At 55.1% G+C, this 17,769-nt stretch carries 12 protein-coding genes; 7 read left to right on the top strand and 5 right to left on the bottom strand.

Features of this window, described 5'->3' with window-relative positions; all coding sequences use genetic code 11:
- Positions 1–34 precede the first annotated feature (34 nt).
- Positions 35–2,074, top strand: a complete 2,040-nt coding sequence (locus ACW9KT_RS05725) for a thioredoxin domain-containing protein (RefSeq protein WP_457078408.1) — start codon at positions 35–37, stop codon at positions 2,072–2,074.
- Between the two features lie 159 nt (positions 2,075–2,233).
- Positions 2,234–4,771, top strand: coding sequence for a replication restart helicase PriA (gene priA, locus ACW9KT_RS05720; RefSeq protein ID WP_457078407.1), 2,538 nt, complete (start codon positions 2,234–2,236; stop codon positions 4,769–4,771).
- A gap of 95 nt (positions 4,772–4,866) precedes the next feature.
- Here the strand turns inward: priA and ACW9KT_RS05715 are convergent, their stop codons facing one another.
- Complete coding sequence (locus ACW9KT_RS05715) at positions 4,867–5,460, bottom strand: hypothetical protein (protein WP_457078406.1); 594 nt, start codon at positions 5,458–5,460, stop codon at positions 4,867–4,869.
- A 223-nt stretch (positions 5,461–5,683) separates the two neighbouring features.
- Between ACW9KT_RS05715 and ACW9KT_RS05710 the strand changes: the two genes are divergently transcribed.
- The 3 genes from ACW9KT_RS05710 (at position 5,684) to ACW9KT_RS05700 (ending at position 8,204) form a co-directional block, all read left to right on the top strand.
- Positions 5,684–6,463, top strand: a complete 780-nt coding sequence (locus ACW9KT_RS05710; RefSeq protein WP_457078405.1) for a class I SAM-dependent methyltransferase — start codon at positions 5,684–5,686, stop codon at positions 6,461–6,463.
- Between the two features lie 59 nt (positions 6,464–6,522).
- Positions 6,523–7,758 (top strand): S-adenosylmethionine:tRNA ribosyltransferase-isomerase, encoded by a 1,236-nt coding sequence (locus tag ACW9KT_RS05705; protein WP_457078404.1) that lies wholly within the window; start codon positions 6,523–6,525, stop codon positions 7,756–7,758.
- A gap of 116 nt (positions 7,759–7,874) precedes the next feature.
- On the top strand, positions 7,875–8,204 hold the full coding sequence (locus tag ACW9KT_RS05700; protein WP_457078403.1) for a hypothetical protein: 330 nt from the start codon (positions 7,875–7,877) through the stop codon (positions 8,202–8,204).
- Positions 8,205–8,283: 79 nt separating this feature from the next.
- Here ACW9KT_RS05700 and ACW9KT_RS05695 read toward each other — a convergent pair whose 3' ends face one another.
- Entirely contained in the window at positions 8,284–10,899 is a 2,616-nt protein-coding gene (locus ACW9KT_RS05695; RefSeq protein WP_457078402.1) for a M14 family metallopeptidase, read from the bottom strand.
- A 210-nt stretch (positions 10,900–11,109) separates the two neighbouring features.
- On the opposite strand from ACW9KT_RS05695, the gene ACW9KT_RS05690 reads away from it, so the two are divergent.
- Together ACW9KT_RS05690 and ACW9KT_RS05685 are read left to right on the top strand one after the other, a co-directional pair.
- Entirely contained in the window at positions 11,110–13,005 is a 1,896-nt protein-coding gene (locus tag ACW9KT_RS05690) for a CocE/NonD family hydrolase (RefSeq protein ID WP_457078401.1), read from the top strand.
- A gap of 62 nt (positions 13,006–13,067) precedes the next feature.
- Positions 13,068–13,517: a DUF2721 domain-containing protein gene (locus ACW9KT_RS05685; RefSeq protein ID WP_457078400.1), complete on the top strand. Its 450-nt coding sequence runs from the start codon at positions 13,068–13,070 to the stop codon at positions 13,515–13,517.
- 88 nt (positions 13,518–13,605) lie between these two features.
- Here the strand turns inward: ACW9KT_RS05685 and ACW9KT_RS05680 are convergent, their stop codons facing one another.
- From ACW9KT_RS05680 to ACW9KT_RS05670, 3 genes are read right to left on the bottom strand one after another with little or no spacing between them, the layout of a single operon-like run.
- Entirely contained in the window at positions 13,606–15,936 is a 2,331-nt protein-coding gene (locus tag ACW9KT_RS05680) for a xanthine dehydrogenase family protein molybdopterin-binding subunit (protein WP_457078399.1), read from the bottom strand.
- Positions 15,937–15,947: 11 nt separating this feature from the next.
- Complete coding sequence (locus tag ACW9KT_RS05675; RefSeq protein WP_457078398.1) at positions 15,948–16,946, bottom strand: FAD binding domain-containing protein; 999 nt, start codon at positions 16,944–16,946, stop codon at positions 15,948–15,950.
- Positions 16,943–17,578: a (2Fe-2S)-binding protein gene (locus ACW9KT_RS05670; protein ID WP_457078397.1), complete on the bottom strand. Its 636-nt coding sequence runs from the start codon at positions 17,576–17,578 to the stop codon at positions 16,943–16,945. Before ACW9KT_RS05670 ends, ACW9KT_RS05675 begins: the two co-directional genes overlap by 4 nt.
- Positions 17,579–17,769: the final 191 nt, after the last annotated feature.

Here is a 17,769-nt window from a genome sequence, read left to right as displayed (position 1 = left end):
TTCCTGTTTCATGACTTTTTACTCTCCCAGGTATATGTCTAGCTCCCAAACGCCAGCTTTCACCAATCGGCTCAGCCGTGAAACCAGCCCTTACTTGCTGCAACACGCGCACAATCCTGTTAACTGGTATCCTTGGGGTGAGGAAGCTTTGGCAAAAGCCCAGACAGAGCAGAAGCCGATTCTAGTCAGTATTGGCTACGCGGCTTGTCATTGGTGCCATGTGATGGAGCGCGAGTCGTTCGAGAATCCGCGCATTGCGGAGGTGATGAACGCGCACTTCATCTGTATTAAAGTAGACCGCGAAGAGCGCCCCGATGTGGATCAAGTGTATATGGATGCTGTGCAGGCTATGGGCGTGTCGGGAGGGTGGCCCCTAAACGTGTTTCTGACCCCAGAGGCAAAGCCTTTTTACGGCGGCACCTACTTTCCACCCCGCAACTGGGTGCAACTGCTTTCTAGTATTGGGCAAGCATATCAGGGTGAGAACCGGGCCGAGCTAGATGCTTCGGCGGAGCAGTTTGCTGCCATTTTGCAAGCGAGCGACTTAGAAAAGTATGGCCTGACCGCTTCAACCGCTTTGGTGTCAGTTGAGCAGCTTGAGGCTCTAATACAGAATCTGGGGGGCAAATTTGACTTGAAGTGGGGGGGCATGAACCGGGCACCCAAGTTTCCGATGCCTAGTATTTGGCGTTTTCTCCTGCGAGCTTACTCTATTACGAGCAACCCTGTCGTGCTCGAGCAAATCAATCTTACTCTACGCGAAATGGCGCTGGGGGGCATTTATGACCAAGTGGGAGGTGGCTTTGCTCGTTACTCCGTGGATGAGGAATGGTTAGCGCCTCACTTCGAGAAAATGCTCTACGACAATGGGCAGCTGGTCAGCTTGTATGCGGAGGCTTATCAGGTGACGCAGGAAGAGTTGTATCGGACAGTGGTGTACGAAACGGTTGATTTTGTGCGCCGAGAGCTAACCAGCCCAGAAGGCGGGTTTTACTCATCGCTGGATGCCGATAGTGAAGGCGAAGAAGGCAAGTTCTATGTCTTTACGAAGGACGAGCTACGCACTTTTCTGGGTGATGAAGAGCCTCTCTTTTCGGCCTACTACAACTGCACGGCTCTTGGGAATTGGGAACATGGGCAGAATATTCTGCATCGCCGGCAATCGGACGCCAGGTTTGCAGCCGAGCACGAAATTGCCCCCCAGACGTTAGCCCTATTGATAAAGGGCTGGCAAGAGAAGATTATGGCGGTAAGGGCCCAACGCGTGCGCCCCGGCCTCGATGACAAAATACTTACGGGCTGGAATGCGCTGATGCTTAATGGCCTCATCGATGCCTACCGCGCTTTCGGCGACGATCAATTCTTGGAATTAGCTCTGCAAAACGCTCAATTTATTCAGCGCAACCTGCGGCAAGGACCTCGTTTATGGCGCAATTACAAAGATGGGCGCGCCACCATTGCTGGCTTTTTGGAAGACTACGCGCTTGTTATACAAGCCTATATTAATCTGTACGAGGCTACGTTTGATGTTCAATGGCTGCGTGAGGCGGAAACGCTGACCAGCTACGTACAGCAAAACTTCTTCGACCCTAACGAAAACCTATTTTTCTACACCGACGTCAGTAGTGAGGCCCTGATTGCCCGGAAAAAGGAGTTGTTCGACAATGTGATTCCGGCTTCCAACTCCGTCATGGCCCACAATCTGCACCGCCTCAGTTTACACCTCGAAAATGTCCCCCAAGGCGATTTAGCAGCAACAATGCTAGCCCAAGTCCAGGAATTGGTAGTTAAAGAGCCGCAGCATCTCACCAATTGGGCCAGCCTATACGCCGCGCTTCTGCAGCCCGCGGCCGAAATTGCTATCGTCGGGCCGGACGCTGAACACTTCCGGCGCGAGCTCTCCCAACACTTCTTGCCCTATGCTGTGCTGGCCGGAACGGAGCAGCATACCGATGAGCTACCACTACTACAGCAGCGCTCGGCGCTGGGAGGGCGCACCACTATCTATGTATGCTTTAACCGAGCTTGCCAGCAGCCAGTACACTCTGTATCTGAAGCACTTGCACAATTATAGAAAAAATTGAATAGTGAAATTTGTCCAACATTTGAGGGCATTAAAGCTTAGGTACTGAGAGAACCCGACGGTGAAATTCCGGCGAATGAATGCGACCTGACGCAGGTCTGCGCCGCATCTCCTGTTATCTTTACCTTCCGACCTTGCCTATTCTTTACGTTGAGCCTCACCTTTGATTTTGTTTCGCCGGAGCCGGCGGCTACCGACCGCGTCACGCTGTTTGCTGACGTGATTCTGCCCTTGCCCCTGCCCAAGCTGTACACCTACCGCGTGCCCTACGAGATGAACGACGAAGTCGTGATTGGGGGACGAGTAATTGTGCAGTTCGGAGCCAAAAAAACGCTTAGCTGCATTGTAGCAGCCGTGCACGAAACCCCGCCTGCCCAGTATCAGGCCAAGTACATTCTTGAGTTTATTGACGACGCGCCCGTCGTGACCCAGCCGCAGTTGAAGTTGTTTCGCTGGATATCTGATTATTATATGTGCACGCTGGGCGAGGTGATAAACGCGGCGCTACCGTCGGCGTTGAAGCTTAGCTCAGAGTCGCGCATACAGCTGCACCCGGCCTATGTAGCCGAGGGCAGCCCCTACCCTATTTCGGAGCAGGAGCAGCAGATTCTGACGGCTTTAAGTACCGAAGACGGCAAGTCGATGACGTTTACCGAAGTGGGTGATTTGCTCGGCAACAGCAACTTCCACAAGGTCATCAAGTCTTTGATGCAGAAGGATATCATCTTCCTTTTTGAGCATCTGGCGGATAAGTACTCGCCTAAAGTGGTGAAGAAGGTACGACTGGCGCACCATTTTATTGAGGAAAGCGCCTTGGAAACGCTGTTTAGTCAATTGGCTGGGCGGCCTAAGCAGCTCGATGTGCTGATGCGCTACTTGCAGCGCGTACCGGTGTACCAGAATATTCACGCCAACCATAGAGGCATAGAGAAAAGCGCGCTTACCAGCAGTCCGCACCTTTCGCCCTCGGCAGTGAATACGCTCATTAAAAATGGCGTACTAGAGCAGTTTGATGTAATTGTGTCGCGTTTTCCGCTCGATGATGAGCCCGAGGCTAAGCTGCATTTTACGCTCAGCGAAGCCCAAACCACCGCCCGCGACGAAGTATTAACTCAGTTTGCTCAGCGCGACATCGTGCTCTTACACGGCGTAACGGGCGCAGGCAAAACCGAAATCTATATCGACCTCATCCGCAATGCTCTGGAAGGCGGCGGGCAAGTGCTGTATCTGCTGCCCGAAATTGCGCTTACTGCCCAGATTGTAACTCGTTTAATGCGCGTATTTGGGACACGCCTGGGGGTGTATCACTCTAAGTTTTCGGATAATGAGCGCGTAGAAGTATGGAATGGGGTGCTCTCTGGCCGGTTTCAGGTAGTGGTGGGTGTGCGCTCGGCGGTATTTCTACCTTTCGATAATCTGGCGCTCATTATCGTGGACGAGGAGCACGAGTCGAGCTATAAGCAGTATGAGCCGGCGCCGCGCTATAATGCCCGTGAGGTGGCGCTGATGATGGCTAACTTCCAGGGGGCAAAAACGCTGCTTGGCTCGGCCACGCCGGCCGTGGAAACCTACTACCAAACGCGGGCCGGGCGCTGGGGTTTAGTGCAGCTTACAAAGCGCTTTGGCGAAGCTGGCCTGCCCGAAATTGAGTTGGTAGACACGCGCAAGCAGCGCGATGCGAAGAAGATGCATAATCACTTCACGCCGGAGCTGCTGAGCGAGATTGAGCGTAAGCTAGGGCTGAAAGAACAAGTCATTCTCTTCCAGAACCGGCGCGGCTACTCTCCATTCATCAATTGCCTTGATTGCGGCTGGATTCCGAAGTGTAAGAACTGCGCCGTGAGTCTGAGCTACCACAAGCATAGCCACGAGCTGCGCTGCCACTACTGCGGCTACAACGACCGCATGCTGGTGGAATGTCCCGCTTGCGGCTCTAGAGCGCTGAAAACTGTCGGTTTTGGTACGGAGAAAATCGAAGACGACCTCAAAATCATGCTACCCGCCGCCAATGTGCAGCGCATGGACTTGGATACGACCCGCGCTAAGAACTCGTACCAGCAGATTATTGCCGACTTCGAGAACCAAGTGACGAATGTGCTGGTGGGTACACAGATGGTTACCAAAGGGCTTGACTTCGCTAATGTAAGCCTAGTAGGCATTATCAACGCCGATAGTATTATTCACTACCCCGATTTTCGGGCGCACGAGCGGGCTTTTCAGATGTTCGTGCAAGTCAGCGGCCGGGCTGGGCGTAAGGGCAAGAAAGGGAAGGTTATTATTCAGACGGCCGACCCTACCCAGGTTATCTTCGACAAGGTAATTCGCAACGACTATCTTGAGTTTTACGAGTACGAAATTGGGCAGCGCCGCGAGTATGGGTTCCCGCCCTTCATGCGCGTAATTCGGCTCACGGTTAAACACGTTGATCAGCTGTTGGCTGAGCAAGCTGCTATTTTGCTCACTCAGGAACTGGTTGAGCGATTAGGGCGAGAGGCTGTGCTGGGGCCGGAGGCGCCGTATATCTTCCGCATTCGCAATTTTTATTTGCAGGAAATCACCATTAAGATTGATCGGGAGCACACGGTACTTAAGCAAGCCAAAGCCGAGGTATTAGCTGCAATGAACGTGGTGAAAGACCAGAAGGAGTTCAAGCAGGCCCGTCTCGTAGCCGATGTGGACCCGATGTAGAGGTTAAGTAAATTATCTATTTTGAACAGCCAAAGAAAAGCCCCGACTACTGCAGTAGTTGGGGCTTTTCTTTGGCTGTTGCTGTTTACTAAGGCTTACAAATTATCAAGAAGCCATAGAACAATGAATATGATACCAATTATTGAAACGATACCACCTATTAGCTTAAAAATGTCGCCTGGAATGATGGTAATTAATAAACCAACCAATAACAAAATGATACCGGTGCGTAAGTAACCAGTAATGGCGTTTGCATCGCTAGTGCCAGCTATTTCCTTGTTCTGCTTCACCAATATTTTATCAGCTATTTTTTCTGCTTTCTTAGTTACCTTCTTTAGCATCGCATTTTCCATAAAATTGGGAGTCTTGCGTGCGGCAACAGTTGCTGGCTTCGTGGCTTTGGGAGCAGACACTGCGGCTTCTGGAACTGCCGACGGAGCAGAAGCCACTGTGGTAGGAGCTACTGTTGCTGGTTCAGTAGTTGATGCCGGGGTTTCAGCGACTGGGGCTGCTACACTTTCAGCAACAGAAGTCGACTTCGGTTGTGGTCGGGCGACCACACGTTCTGTACCATGATACGAAGTTGTTTTGGGCAACATGGCGTATTCAGCGCGGTTGCAGCTGCTTAAAGAGGCGACTACAGCAACGACTACCGTTAGCTTGTGCCAGAGTCCGGACAGGTGTTTCATAGGTTAAAAAATGTGGTTAAAAGAATAGAAACGTTGTTTTGTACGGGTCAAAGGTAGAAATGGGCAGGAAAAAGCGTGTTTTTGAATATATTTTTTTCCCGGTTACCGACGTTATTATTGCTTTACCAGTATTGACGAGCTAGTTATTGATGGGCCAGCTTTGTTTCCGAACGCTTCAGGCCTGCTGGCTGTTTGCTCATCTATAGCTTCCTTTCTAATACCTATGCACTTCGTCTCGTTGATTACTTCGTGGGTTGCCGTGTTGCTCACGTTGCTAGTTCAAGTATCCTGCACGCAGCCCCCTACTGAGACTTCCATTGCGGCGCACGCTGAGCATCGCCTGAGTGTACCAATTGATACCAGTGGCTATGAAATAAAGCCCCCCGCCGACCCTAATGGGATTGGCAAGTACTACATGGGCCGCCAGATTGCCCACGTAATGGGACACGAGGGAGCAGGCTGGTTGGAGCGCGACGACCGGCAGCAAGAGGAGGGCACCGATATACTGCTGCGCGAACTTAAGCTCAAGCCTACCGACGTAGTGGCAGACATTGGGGCGGGTACCGGCTATTTTACTTTCCAGATGAGCCAGTTGGTGCCTCAGGGAAAAGTGCTGGCCGTGGATATTCAGCCGGAGATGATTGCCTACTTGAAAGAGAATAAGGCGCGCAATAAGGCACCTAATGTAGAGCCCGTCCTTAGTACTAACCGCAACCCCAATTTGCCCCCCAACAGCGTTGATCTGGTGCTTATCGTGGATGCTTATCACGAGTTTGACCACCCGCGCGAGATGATGCGCGCCATTCGCAACAGCCTTACCCCCACGGGGCGCCTAGCACTGGTCGAGTACCGAGCTGAGGATGTGAACGTGTCCATTAAGCGCATTCACAAGATGAGCATCGATCAGGCTCGCAAGGAAATGGCGGCCATTGGGCTGGAGTTTATCGAGAGCGTGGAAAGCCTGCCCCAGCAGCATTTAATGTTTTTTCGTCGGGCCAAATAAGAGGTTCGGGCTTCGGAAATTTGCCCCCTGCCGTCGGCTGCTTGCGTACCTTTGCAGCCATGTCTGCTTTTCCCGACCCGCGTCAGCTTTCCATTCAGGATTTCACTTATGAATTGCCCCCCGGTCGTATTGCACCGGAGCCCTTACCCAACCGCGACCAGTCGCGCCTACTAGTGTACCGTAGGGGGCAAATTGCGGATCAACGCTTTCTTGATCTGCCAACCGAATTGCCACCTGGCGCCCTTCTAGTCTTCAACGACACCAAGGTCGTGCGGGCGCGCTTGTTTTGCCAGAAGCCTACTGGCGGTGTCATCGAACTGTTTTGTTTAGAGCCTGTGGCGCCGCACCGAGCCATAGAGCCAGCTATGCAACAAACTAGCAGTTGCGTTTGGAAATGCTTGGTCGGCAATGGCAAGCGCTGGAAAAGCGGTCCGGTTCAGCTTAGCTTTTTTGTAGACAACCAACCGGCCACGCTTACCGCCGAACGCTTGGAAGCGGGCGAAGGCTATTCACTGATTCAATTTAGCTGGGAGCCGGAATCATTGCCATTTGCAGAAGTGCTGCGCTACGCGGGTCATCTGCCCCTGCCGCCCTACCTCAACCGTGAAGACACCGACGTGGACGCCGTGCGTTACCAGACCGTGTACGCGGCCCACGAAGGTGCCGTAGCCGCGCCCACAGCCGGCCTGCACTTCTCCGACGCCGTACTGGCAGATCTTCAACAACGAGGCTTCTACACGGCCCGTGTAACTCTGCACGTGGGCGCGGGCACGTTTCAGCCCGTTAAGGCGGAGCACATGGCTGGTCATGCTATGCATGGTGAGCCTTTTGTAGTAGAAGCAGCGGTATTGCGTCAGCTACTCGCTCATGCGCCGCAGCCAATTATTGCGGTGGGGACTACCAGCTTACGCACCCTAGAAAGTATGTATTGGCTGGGCGCTAAGCTAGCTCAGCAGCTTGCGTCCACTCCTACGACTGAGCTGCATGTGTCGCAGTGGCAGCCATACGAAGACGCGCCAGCTGTAGCAATGACCGACGCACTACAGGCATTACTGCACTACATGGAGGCCTCAGGAAGTACGTTTCTACGGACTACCACGCAGCTACTTATTGCGCCGGGCTATCAGTTTAAAGTAATAAGTGGGTTAATTACCAATTTTCACCAGCCCGAAAGCACCCTCTTGCTCTTAGTATCAGCCCTTATTGGTCCTGATTGGCGTCGAGTATACGACCATGCTTTAGCGCACAATTATCGGTTTTTGAGCTATGGCGACAGTTCTTTGCTATTGCCCTGAGGCCTGTGTTTGGCTTATTAGGAAGATAAAATTCCCCAAGTTATCCTTATTAGTGTGCATGCCGTATAAGGCCCCGTAAGACATAGTTGTCTTCTTCCCCTTATATGAAATCCACCATGAAAAAGGCTCTTTTGCTGTTCTTCGCAACAGCTTTCTCTTCAGCTGCCTTCGCGCAGTCGACCACTACTACTACTGGCGATAAAGCTACCGGCAACACCACGAAAACTGAAGTTGACGTACGCGACAACGGTACCGTAAAGGCAGAAACCACCACTCGCACTGGCCGTACCGAAGTAGGTCAGAAGCGCTACAACACCACTCAGGATGTGAAGCGCGCTGGCAAGAAAACCGGTAATGCCGTCGAAAAAGGCGCCAAGAAGACCGCCAAAGCGACGAAGAAAGGCGCTAAGAAAGTCGGCAACAAAGTAGAAGACATTGTTGATTAGTATTTTTTAGTTTTTGTGCAGTAAAAAGCCCCCCAGAAGTTTCTGGGGGGCTTTTTTGTATTGATTGGTTGTCGGATAACTACTGTCCCACAAAAAACAAGGCATTACCAAATAGCAGCTTACCGCCTTGCCAGAACCCCCGAAACAACGGGTTATCGGCCAAATACACTACTTGGCCGCGTCCCATGTTCTGGGTGCCCAGCACGAAGGTATCCGTGAGCTTTTGGCGGGCACGGCGACCAGTGAAGCCGGCAGCGTAGTCGTTTTTCTTCAGTACACCCACGTTCCAGCCGCCTTCGCCCAAATAGCGATAACTGAGCGTATCGCGCACCAAGGCGTAATATGTTGAGCCGTAGCCAAACGCCAGTGGGTGCGTATTGTCGAGCTGCACCCGGAAAATGCTGCCCTGCACGCGCTCCTCTATCTGGCGACGCTCAGAATCGGCATAACGGCGCAGCGGCGCATACGGATTGGCGTTAGCCTTTTTGGAAGCTGCGGTGTCAGCTGGCTTGGTTTTGAGCAGAAAGTCCTTGCGATTAGCCAGGTAAGCGGCGGCACCTTCCATGGCAATGAGTTTGCCGCCAGCCCGCACCCAAGCTTTCAGGTTTTCGAGGCTTCTCTCGGGGTAGATGTCGGCGTAGTCGCCATCGGGCAGAATAAGCACGTCGAATTTTTGCAGGGGAATACTGTTCAGATAATCCGTGCCTAACACCGTGACGGGGTAGCCAATCTGCTGCTCAAAGAAGTGCCAGATTTCCCCAAAAGCCGTGGGCGAAATGCCTTCACCGGCCACTAAGCCTACAGTTGGTTGCTTTACGTAGCGCACTGAGCTGGACCCAAAATCGGCCCCAGTCGTGGAAAAGCCCGAGCGCACGGCCTGCACCGTTACGCCCATCGAGTCGGCCTGGGCGCGCACCAGTTGGTCGAAACGCGGGCCTAGCTTCTCATTGCCGGTGCGCGTAATGACCAGCGTGCCGGCTTGGTACTTCTGGCCTTCGGCTTCAAATGGCAGTTCTGCCACCCGCACCTTTATATTATGCTGCAACAATTGGCTGAGAAAACGCAAGTCCTGCAGGTTAGTCCAGCGCGATACGTAGGCGTAGGGCGTGCCCGTCGCGGCAGCGGTGCTGCGCACGGCCGGCTTCGACGGTGCTGCTTCCGTGATTTTCAACTGCTCCTTCAGGGCAAACGCTTGCAGGCCGTAGGCGTAGGGCAAAGCCCAAGCGGTAATGTCGTAGGTCAAGGAATCTTCTAGCGCCGGACGGGGCTCAAACAGCACCTTTACCAGCGTTGACTTGGGCTGATACATGCTCACCACTATATCCTGGGGCTGCACCTCCACGCTTTCGTTTTTGCCCGTGGCGTAGTTGAAGCCCTTGGTGCGCACCTTGCGCGGCGCGTAGCCATAGCGGATCTGCTGCCGATCGAGGTATTTACGGAGACTTTCGAGCTGGCCGGGGTCGTTGGTAGCGGCCATTATGTATGTTTTGTACTCGCCGCCGGGCTTGGTGCGGGCGGTGGTATAGTATTTCTCAAACTCACGCACTAGCGGGTCGTGGCGCTCGGCGGCAGCCTGAATGGTGGCTAAGCTAGCCGCGTGATGGTGGGAGATACGTTGGCTGAGCGTGAGCGTATCGCCGTCGGATTTAGTAATCTGCACCCCCGCCCGGCCCGAACCGCCCTGCTCGTAGGTCATGCCGATGGCGCCGTTGAAGGAGGGGTAGGTGTCGCCGTAGCTGGGATAAAACAGGTCGTAGGTTTCGCGGGTGAAGTAGAGCCAATTGTTTTGGTCGAACACTTTGCGGTTGTACTCGCCAATTGTGTTTTGGAACTCGCGCTGAAACGGCGTGATATCGGCGTGAAAAGGCTTAGCGGCGGGCGAAAAGTAGTAGGGATTATCAACGCCCATCTCGTGGAAATCGGCATGCACCTGAGGTAGCCATTGGCTGTACAGCGCCACCCGCTGCTGACTTTCCTGCTGAGTTTGCCAAGCCCAGTCGCGGTTCAGGTCGAAGTAATAGTGGTTAAAACGCCCCCCAGGCCAAGGTTCGTGGTGCTCCCAGGCATAAGGCGAAGCATTGGGCGTGCGGTTGCGCACGCGGTTGTACCACTGGGCGTACCGCTCGCGGCCGTCGGGGTTCACGCAAGGGTCAAGCAGCACCACCGTATTCTGGAGCCACTGCTGGGTCTGCTGGTTCTGGGGGTTAGCCAAGTCGTAAAGCACCTGCATCATAGCCTCCGACGACACCGCTTCGTTGCCGTGGATATTGTAGCTCAGCCACACGATAGCTGGGTCAGATGCCTTTGCCGCGCCACTTTCCAGGCCGGCCCGCCGCAGGTTGTTGCGCCGGATGTCGTCCAGACGACTCAGGTTCTCGGGCGTAGCGACCTGCACTACTTCCAAGAGGCGATTCTCGTAGGTGCGGCCGTAGGGTTGCAGGCGCATCCGTCCGCCCGAGTGCTGCACCACGTGCTCCACGTAGCGCAGTAGCTCAGAGTGAGGCGTAAAATTGGCCCCCAGCGGGTATCCCAGGAATTGGCCGGGCGTGAGCAATGTGCCCGCGCCTGGGTTAAGAGAAGCGGCTGGGGCCTGAGCAGCTATCAGGTGCGAAACCAGTAGCAAAAGCAGAAATAAGAAGGAGGTGTGGAACGAGCTGAGGCAAACTTTCATCTGCCCGAAAGCGGGTTTCTTCATGGAGTGTAAAATGACCAGTAAAAGCACAGGCTAAGAATACCGAGCCTGGAAGACGGAGCTTGCCAGCGGCAACTCAAGCCGCAGACCAAGCGCCCAATCGGTTTGGGTTGATAAATTAAGCGCTAAGTTCTCACTTCTACCTTCTAAGCTCTCAGTTCTCTGTTACTTTCGTCGTATTCTTTCCGCCGACTGTCCACTTTTCCCTTGTCCATGAAGCTACCACTATTCTTTCGCCTGCTGACCGCTGCTGTGCTGCTGAGCACCGCCGCCCACGCGCAGAAAATCAACGCCGACTCGGTATACGTGCGCCAGCATTACACCAAAACCGAGCAGCTAGTACCCATGCGCGACGGCCGCAAGCTCCACACCGTCATCTACGCTCCCACCGATGCGGCCACCAAGCGCTATCCGGTGCTCATAAACCGGACGCCTTATTCAGCTGGCCCTTATGGCCCTGAGAAGTATAAGATCGCGCTTGGCCCATCGCCGACGATGATGCGCGAAGGCTACATTTTCGTGTACCAAGACGTGCGAGGGGCATATATGTCGGAGGGCGAGTTCGTGAATATGCGCCCGGCCAAGGACAAGCCGCGCGGCAAGCAGGACATCGACGAGGGCACCGACACGTTTGATACCATTGAGTGGTTGGTCAAGAAAGGCCCCCGCAACAATGGGCGCGTGGGCCAATGGGGCATTTCGTATCCGGGTTTCTACACGTCGGTGGGCCTCACCAGTCGCCACCCGGCGCTGAAGGCCTCATCCCCGCAGGCGCCCATTGCCGACTGGTTTTGGGACGACTTTCACCACAATGGCGCCTTTTTCCTGCCCCACGCCTTCAATTTTCTGGCTAGCTTCGGCCAGCCCCGTCCCCAGCCGACGCCCAACCGCAACCCGTCGTTTCAGCACGGCACCCCCGATGGTTACGACTTCTTTCTGCGCATGGGCCCGCTGAAGAATGCCAATGAGCTGTACTTCAAGAACAACGTCGCCTTCTGGAATGACCTCATGGCTCACCCTAATTACGACGAATTCTGGCAGGCCCGCAATCTGCGTCCTCATCTGAAAGACCTGAATACGAATACCGCTGTACTTACCGTGGGCGGCTTCAACGATGCTGAAAATCTCTTTGGCGCCATTCAGACCTACAAAACCATCGAAAAGCAGAACCCTAAGCTTTCCAACCGCATCGTGATGGGGCCGTGGGTACACGGTGGTTGGGCCCGCGGCACGGGCGAAATGGTGGGCAACGTAGCCTATGGCCCAGCGCCGTCACTTTTTTATCAAGATAGTATCGAGGCGCCATTTTTCCGGGCTCATTTGAAGGCTGACAAGCCAACGGACCCCAAGCTACCCGAAGCCTATATCTTCGAGAGTGGCGCGAACCGTTGGCGCACCTTCGATGCCTGGCCGCCCAAGCAAGCGCAGGACCGGACCTTATTTTTCCAGCCTGGGGGGCAAATTTCGTTCAGCAAACCTACCGCTACTGCCGCTGGGGAGCTTTTTGACGAATACACCAGCGACCCCGCCAAGCCCGTGCCCTTCACCGAAGCCACCGCCACCGGCATGACCCGCGAGTACATGACCGACGACCAGCGCTTCGCCAGCCGCCGCCCCGATGTGCTCACCTACCAAACCGACGTGCTCACCGAAGACCTCACCCTAGCTGGCCCTATCCAAGCGCTGCTGCAAGTAGCCACCTCCGGCACCGACGCCGACTGGGTCGTCAAAATCATCGACGTGTACCCCAACGACACGCCCGACAACCCCAAAACGCTCCCCAATGTAAAAATGGGTGGCTATCAGCAGATGGTGCGCTCCGAAGTAATGCGCGGCCGTTTCCGCGAGAGTTTCTCACAGCCCAAAGCCTTCACGCCCAATCAAGTCACTTCCGTACCCTTCGCTCTCCAAGACCTTTGCCATACGTTCCGCAAAGGTCACCGCCTGATGGTGCAGGTACAAAGCACCTGGTTTCCGCTCGTAGACCGCAATCCGCAGACCTTCGTGCCGAACATCTACGAGGCCAAGGAGCAGGACTTCCAGAAAGCTACGCACCGCCTCTACCACTCGCCTGAACACGCCTCGCAACTAGTGGTGAAGGTGCTGTAGGTCATGTAGTGTCACGACTTTGGTGTTGTGGCACTACACTTAAGCAAATGCTTTGACATCTTATGGAAATCACGCTCACCACACCGGCCTTGCTTTTTCCGGCTTTGTCGCTGCTGCTTTTGGCTTACACCAACCGCTTTATGGCCTTGGCCAACCGGGTGCGTACGCTCAAATCACAGTACCAAACCACCCACAGCACTCATCTGATGCTCCAGATTCAGAATCTGCGCCAGCGCCTCGTGATTGTGCGAAATATGCAGGCCGTGGGCATTGCCAGTATGTTTGGGTGCGTGCTGTGTATGTTTTTACTGTTTGCGGGCTTTGTGCAGGCTGGGCAATTTGTGTTTGGCGCGAGTCTGCTGGCGCTGTTGGTGTCGCTGGCTATGTCGCTGCGCGAAATTCAGATATCCGGCGATGCGCTTAACATTGAGCTGAATGACATGGAAAATGATGAGGAGCGCCGCCGCGAATTGGCTGGCCTCCCTCCTATCAATCAGGAAGAAATGGAGTAATATTATGCTCTATTTAGAAAAAAGCCCCCCAGAACTGGTTCTGGGGGGCTTTTTTGTGCTGCCTTTTATCTCTACATACTCCTGGCAGTTAAGAAACCACGCCTGCGCCCAGAATTTTGTCAGGCGTCATGGGCAGGTCGCGTACACGCTTGCCGGTAGCGTGGAATACGGCATTGGCCACGGCGGCGGCTACTCCCACCATCGATATTTCGCCGATGCCCTTCACGCCCATGGCATTGATATACGGGTCATTTTCCTCGATAAACTCCACGGTCATATCCGGAATGTCGGCGTTTACGGGGATGTGGTAGTCGGCGAGGGTGGCGTTGGTGTAGCGGGCCGATTGGTCGTCGCGGTGGGTGCTTTCCATCAGGGCCGAGCCAATACCGAAAATACTGCCGCCGATAATCTGACTACGCGCCGTCTTGGCGTTCAGAATACGACCCGCGGCGTGCACGCTCACCCAGCGCGACACGCGCACCGTGCCCAGTTCCGGATCAACACGCACCTCACAGAAGTGAGCCCCGAAAGAGTGCATAGAGTGCCCCGCTGAATCGTCTTTATGCCCCGAATCAGCAGGACTAGCCGCCATGCCTGATTCATAGCCAGCGCCGTACTTGCCGTTGCCTGTGCCCTCAATGTCGGTTAGCTCAATGCGCTTCATCAGCACAGCGAAGTCTTCACCTTTAGTCTTATCCTTCTTGAGCGACAAATGGCCTTTTTCAGCCAACACTTCCTCCGGCTTAGCGCGGTACAGCGGCGACCTTTTGTCTTGAATGGCCAGCTTAACCAGCTTCTGCGACACTTCCTGCGCGGCCATATAAATAGACGAAGCCACCGTACCCGCCGCCACCGAGCCGCCCGAGTTGGGAGCCGTAGGCAGGCGCGTATCGCCCAGTTCAAACCGAATCTTCTCGACGGGCAAGCCCAACGAGTCGGCCGCAACTTGAGTCATGACGGTGTAAGTGCCGGTGCCTAGGTCAGTGGCGCCGCTTTGCACGATGGCGTGGCCGTCGGCGTAGAGGCGAATGCGGGCCGTGCCTTGGGAGTTGTGTACAGGGTAGCTAGCTGTGGCCATGCCCATACCTACCAGGTAACGCCCGTCGCGGGTGACGCCATTTTTAGGGTTGCGCTTGCTCCAACCAAACAGCTCCGCGCCGCGGGCGTAGCACTGCTTCAGCGATTTACTCGACCACGGCTTGCCGTTCGTCGGATCTTTTTCGGCATAGTTCAACAAGCGAATCTGCACCGGATCAATGCCCAGCTGATACGCTAAATCATCCATGGAGCACTCAATGGCAAACGAACCGGGCGCTTCACCCGGCGCGCGCGTAAACGTGGACGTCATCACGTTGGCGCGGGCTAATTGATATTTTGCCTCAAAGTTGGGACAGGCATACAGCAGGTTGATAATCCGGCTGTTCGGCTCCGCGTAGTTGTCCCAAGGCGAAGTTGTGGAGGTTTTCTCGTGAATAAGCGCCGTGAGTTTGCCTTCCTTAGTTGCGCCCAGCGTCAGGGTTTGGGTTTGGTCCTCCCGGTGGCCCATTGAAGTAAACATCTGAGGGCGCGTGAGCACCAACTTCACGGGCCGGCCTACGGCTTTGGCTGCCTGCACCGTCAGGGGCGTATGCGGCCAGCACGAGCCTTTACAGCCAAAGCCGCCGCCGATATATTTCGTCACCACGCGCACCTGCTCCCGCGGCAACCCCAGCATCTGTGACAGAGCGGTTTGCGTGCGCGTCACGCCCTGGGTCGATTCATACACCGTCAGCCGGTCGGCGGCTTCCCAATGGGCCGTGGTCGAGCCTGGTTCCATCGGGTTGTGATGATTAATGGCGTGGTTGTAGGTGGCTTTCAGCTGCACCGCCGAAGCTGCCAGTGCCGCCTGCGGGTCGCCGCGGCGAGTGTGGCCCGGCGTCTTGCCATCCTGCACTTTTAGTGGGTCAAAAATCTCCGCCTTGGGGTCGAGGAAAGAGGAAATTGTTGGCGCAGTCTGGTAGCTGACTCGCACTAGGGAGGCCGCGTGCGTGGCCCGCTCGAAGGTATCGGCCACAATGAGCGCCACTGGCTGGCCAGCGTAGTGAATCTCATCGCCGGTGAGCGGCATGAAGCCCATGGGCGCGCCAATAGCCTTTTTGCCCTCCGGCGTGTTTGGCGTCTGGGCCAGCTTCGGCAGGTTCAAATGCGTGAGTACGGCAATAACACCTGGCTCTTTGGCGGCTGCGGCGGTATCGATTCTCGTTATCTTACCCTTGGCAACGTCGCTGGTTTTTAGCACGCCGTAAGTAAGGCCGGGCAATGGAAATTCAGCAGAGTAGCGCGCCTTGCCTGTTACTTTATCGCGGCCATCAACCCGGTCCAATGGCTTACCTACACTGCCACCTGCGCCGGGCGATTCAAAGAAATTTGGTTCGTTCATAACTGGGAGGCTTAGGCTTTGGCGGCTAGGTCGAGGAGAGCGCGCACAAGAGTATTTTGGGCTAATTCCACTTTGTAGCCGTTGTGTTCGCGAGGCTGGGCGCCTTGCAAGGCAGCCGCAGCGGCCGCCCGAAATGTGGTTTCCGTGGCCGGAGCGCCCGTCAGCACTTTCTCAGCTTCGAGGGAGCGCCAAGGCTGGGCTCCTACCCCACCCAGCGCCACGCGAGCGGAGCGAATTTGCCCCCCTTGCACATCCAGGCCCACCGCAGCTGACGCCAGTGCATACGCATAAGAAGCCCGTTCGCGCACTTTTAGATACATGGAGCGACGAGCATGGGCCGCGGCAGGCACGGTTACAGCCACGATTAGCTCGCCGGGTTCCAGCACGGTTTCCTTGTGGGGCGTATTGCCAGGCAGCAGGTAGAAGTTAGTCAATGGTACGCGGCGCTGCTTGCCTTTAGCGTTTTCTAAGGTCAACACTGCATCGAAAGCCACAAGGGCTACGGCTAGGTCGCCAGGATTACTGTTAGCAATGCAGCTCTCGCTCACGCCGAGGATGGCGAGGTTGTGGTTGTCGCCTTTTTGGGCGGGGCAGCCAGAGCCGGGAATACGCTTATTGCATGCGAAAGCCACATCGCGGAAATAGCCGCAGCGGGTGCGCTGCAACAAATTGCCCCCTATACTGGCCATGTTGCGCAGCTGGGGTGAGGCCGCCAGCAGCAGCGACTCCGAAATAGCCGGACATTGCTCCAATACTAATGGGTTTTCCCCTACGTCACTCATGCGCTCCAGAGCACCAATGCGCAGTCCAGCACCTGGAGCACTGTTTAGCGTAATGCCGGTGAAAGGCAACATGTTAATATCTACGAGCTGCGAGTGCTGCTCGATGTTGGTTTTCATCAAATCTAGCAGCGTAGTACCGCCGGCAATGAAAGCCGTTTGCTTGTCCTCGCGCAGAATGGCGGTGGCGTCTTTAGCCTTCCCGACCTGCTGATAGGCGAAATTGTTCATGCTTTGCCGCCTCCTTTCTGCTGTACTTCCCGCACTGCAGCCACAATGTTGGGATAAGCGCCGCAGCGGCAGAGGTTACCGCTCATCCACTCCCGGCATTGCGAGTCGGAAGTAGCATGGCCTTCATTCACGCAGGCCACGCCTGATAGTATTTGCCCTGGGGTACAGTAACCACACTGAAAACCATCGTGTTTGATGAAAGCGGCCTGCATGGGATGCAGATCGTCTCCTTTGCTTAAACCCTCTATAGTCGTGATTTCTTTGCCCTGGTTCATCACGGCCAGCGTGAGGCAAGAGTTAATTCGGCGACCATCTACCAGCACTGTGCAGGCGCCGCACTGGCCTAGGTCGCAGCCTTTCTTGGAGCCGGTTAGGTCAAGGTATTCACGTAGGGCGTCGAGCAGAGTCACGCGGGGTTCTGCGTGCAGGGTACGCACGGTGCCGTTTATCTTCAGCTGCATTTCCGACACGCCCTGTACCTTGCGCGACATGGCCGTGAGGCGCTCGGCCTGACTGATGAAAGGCGGAGCGAGAGCCAGACCCAAAATGCCCCCCGCCTGCTTCATAAAGCTGCGCCGGGAACCGTCGTCCGGCGCCGCGCCGGGCTGGTCGAGTAGAGAATCGTTTGTCATGAAGGGGAGTTAATTGGGAAACGAAGCCAGAAATCCGGCGCGGCGGCCAGCAGGTGATAGGAGGAAGTAGAACAGGGCCAACGCCGCTGAGTTTGCGGAGCCAGACGAGAGTTAAATATTAGTAATCAACAGATTAATAATCGTCTATATCCCTCGATTAAGCTTGTTAGCTCGACAATTTGCCTACGGCT

The sequence above is a fragment of the Hymenobacter sp. HD11105 genome, from assembly GCF_054051685.1.
The sequence above is the reverse complement of the archived record's forward strand: the minus strand, read 5'-3'. Positions and strand labels throughout refer to the sequence as shown.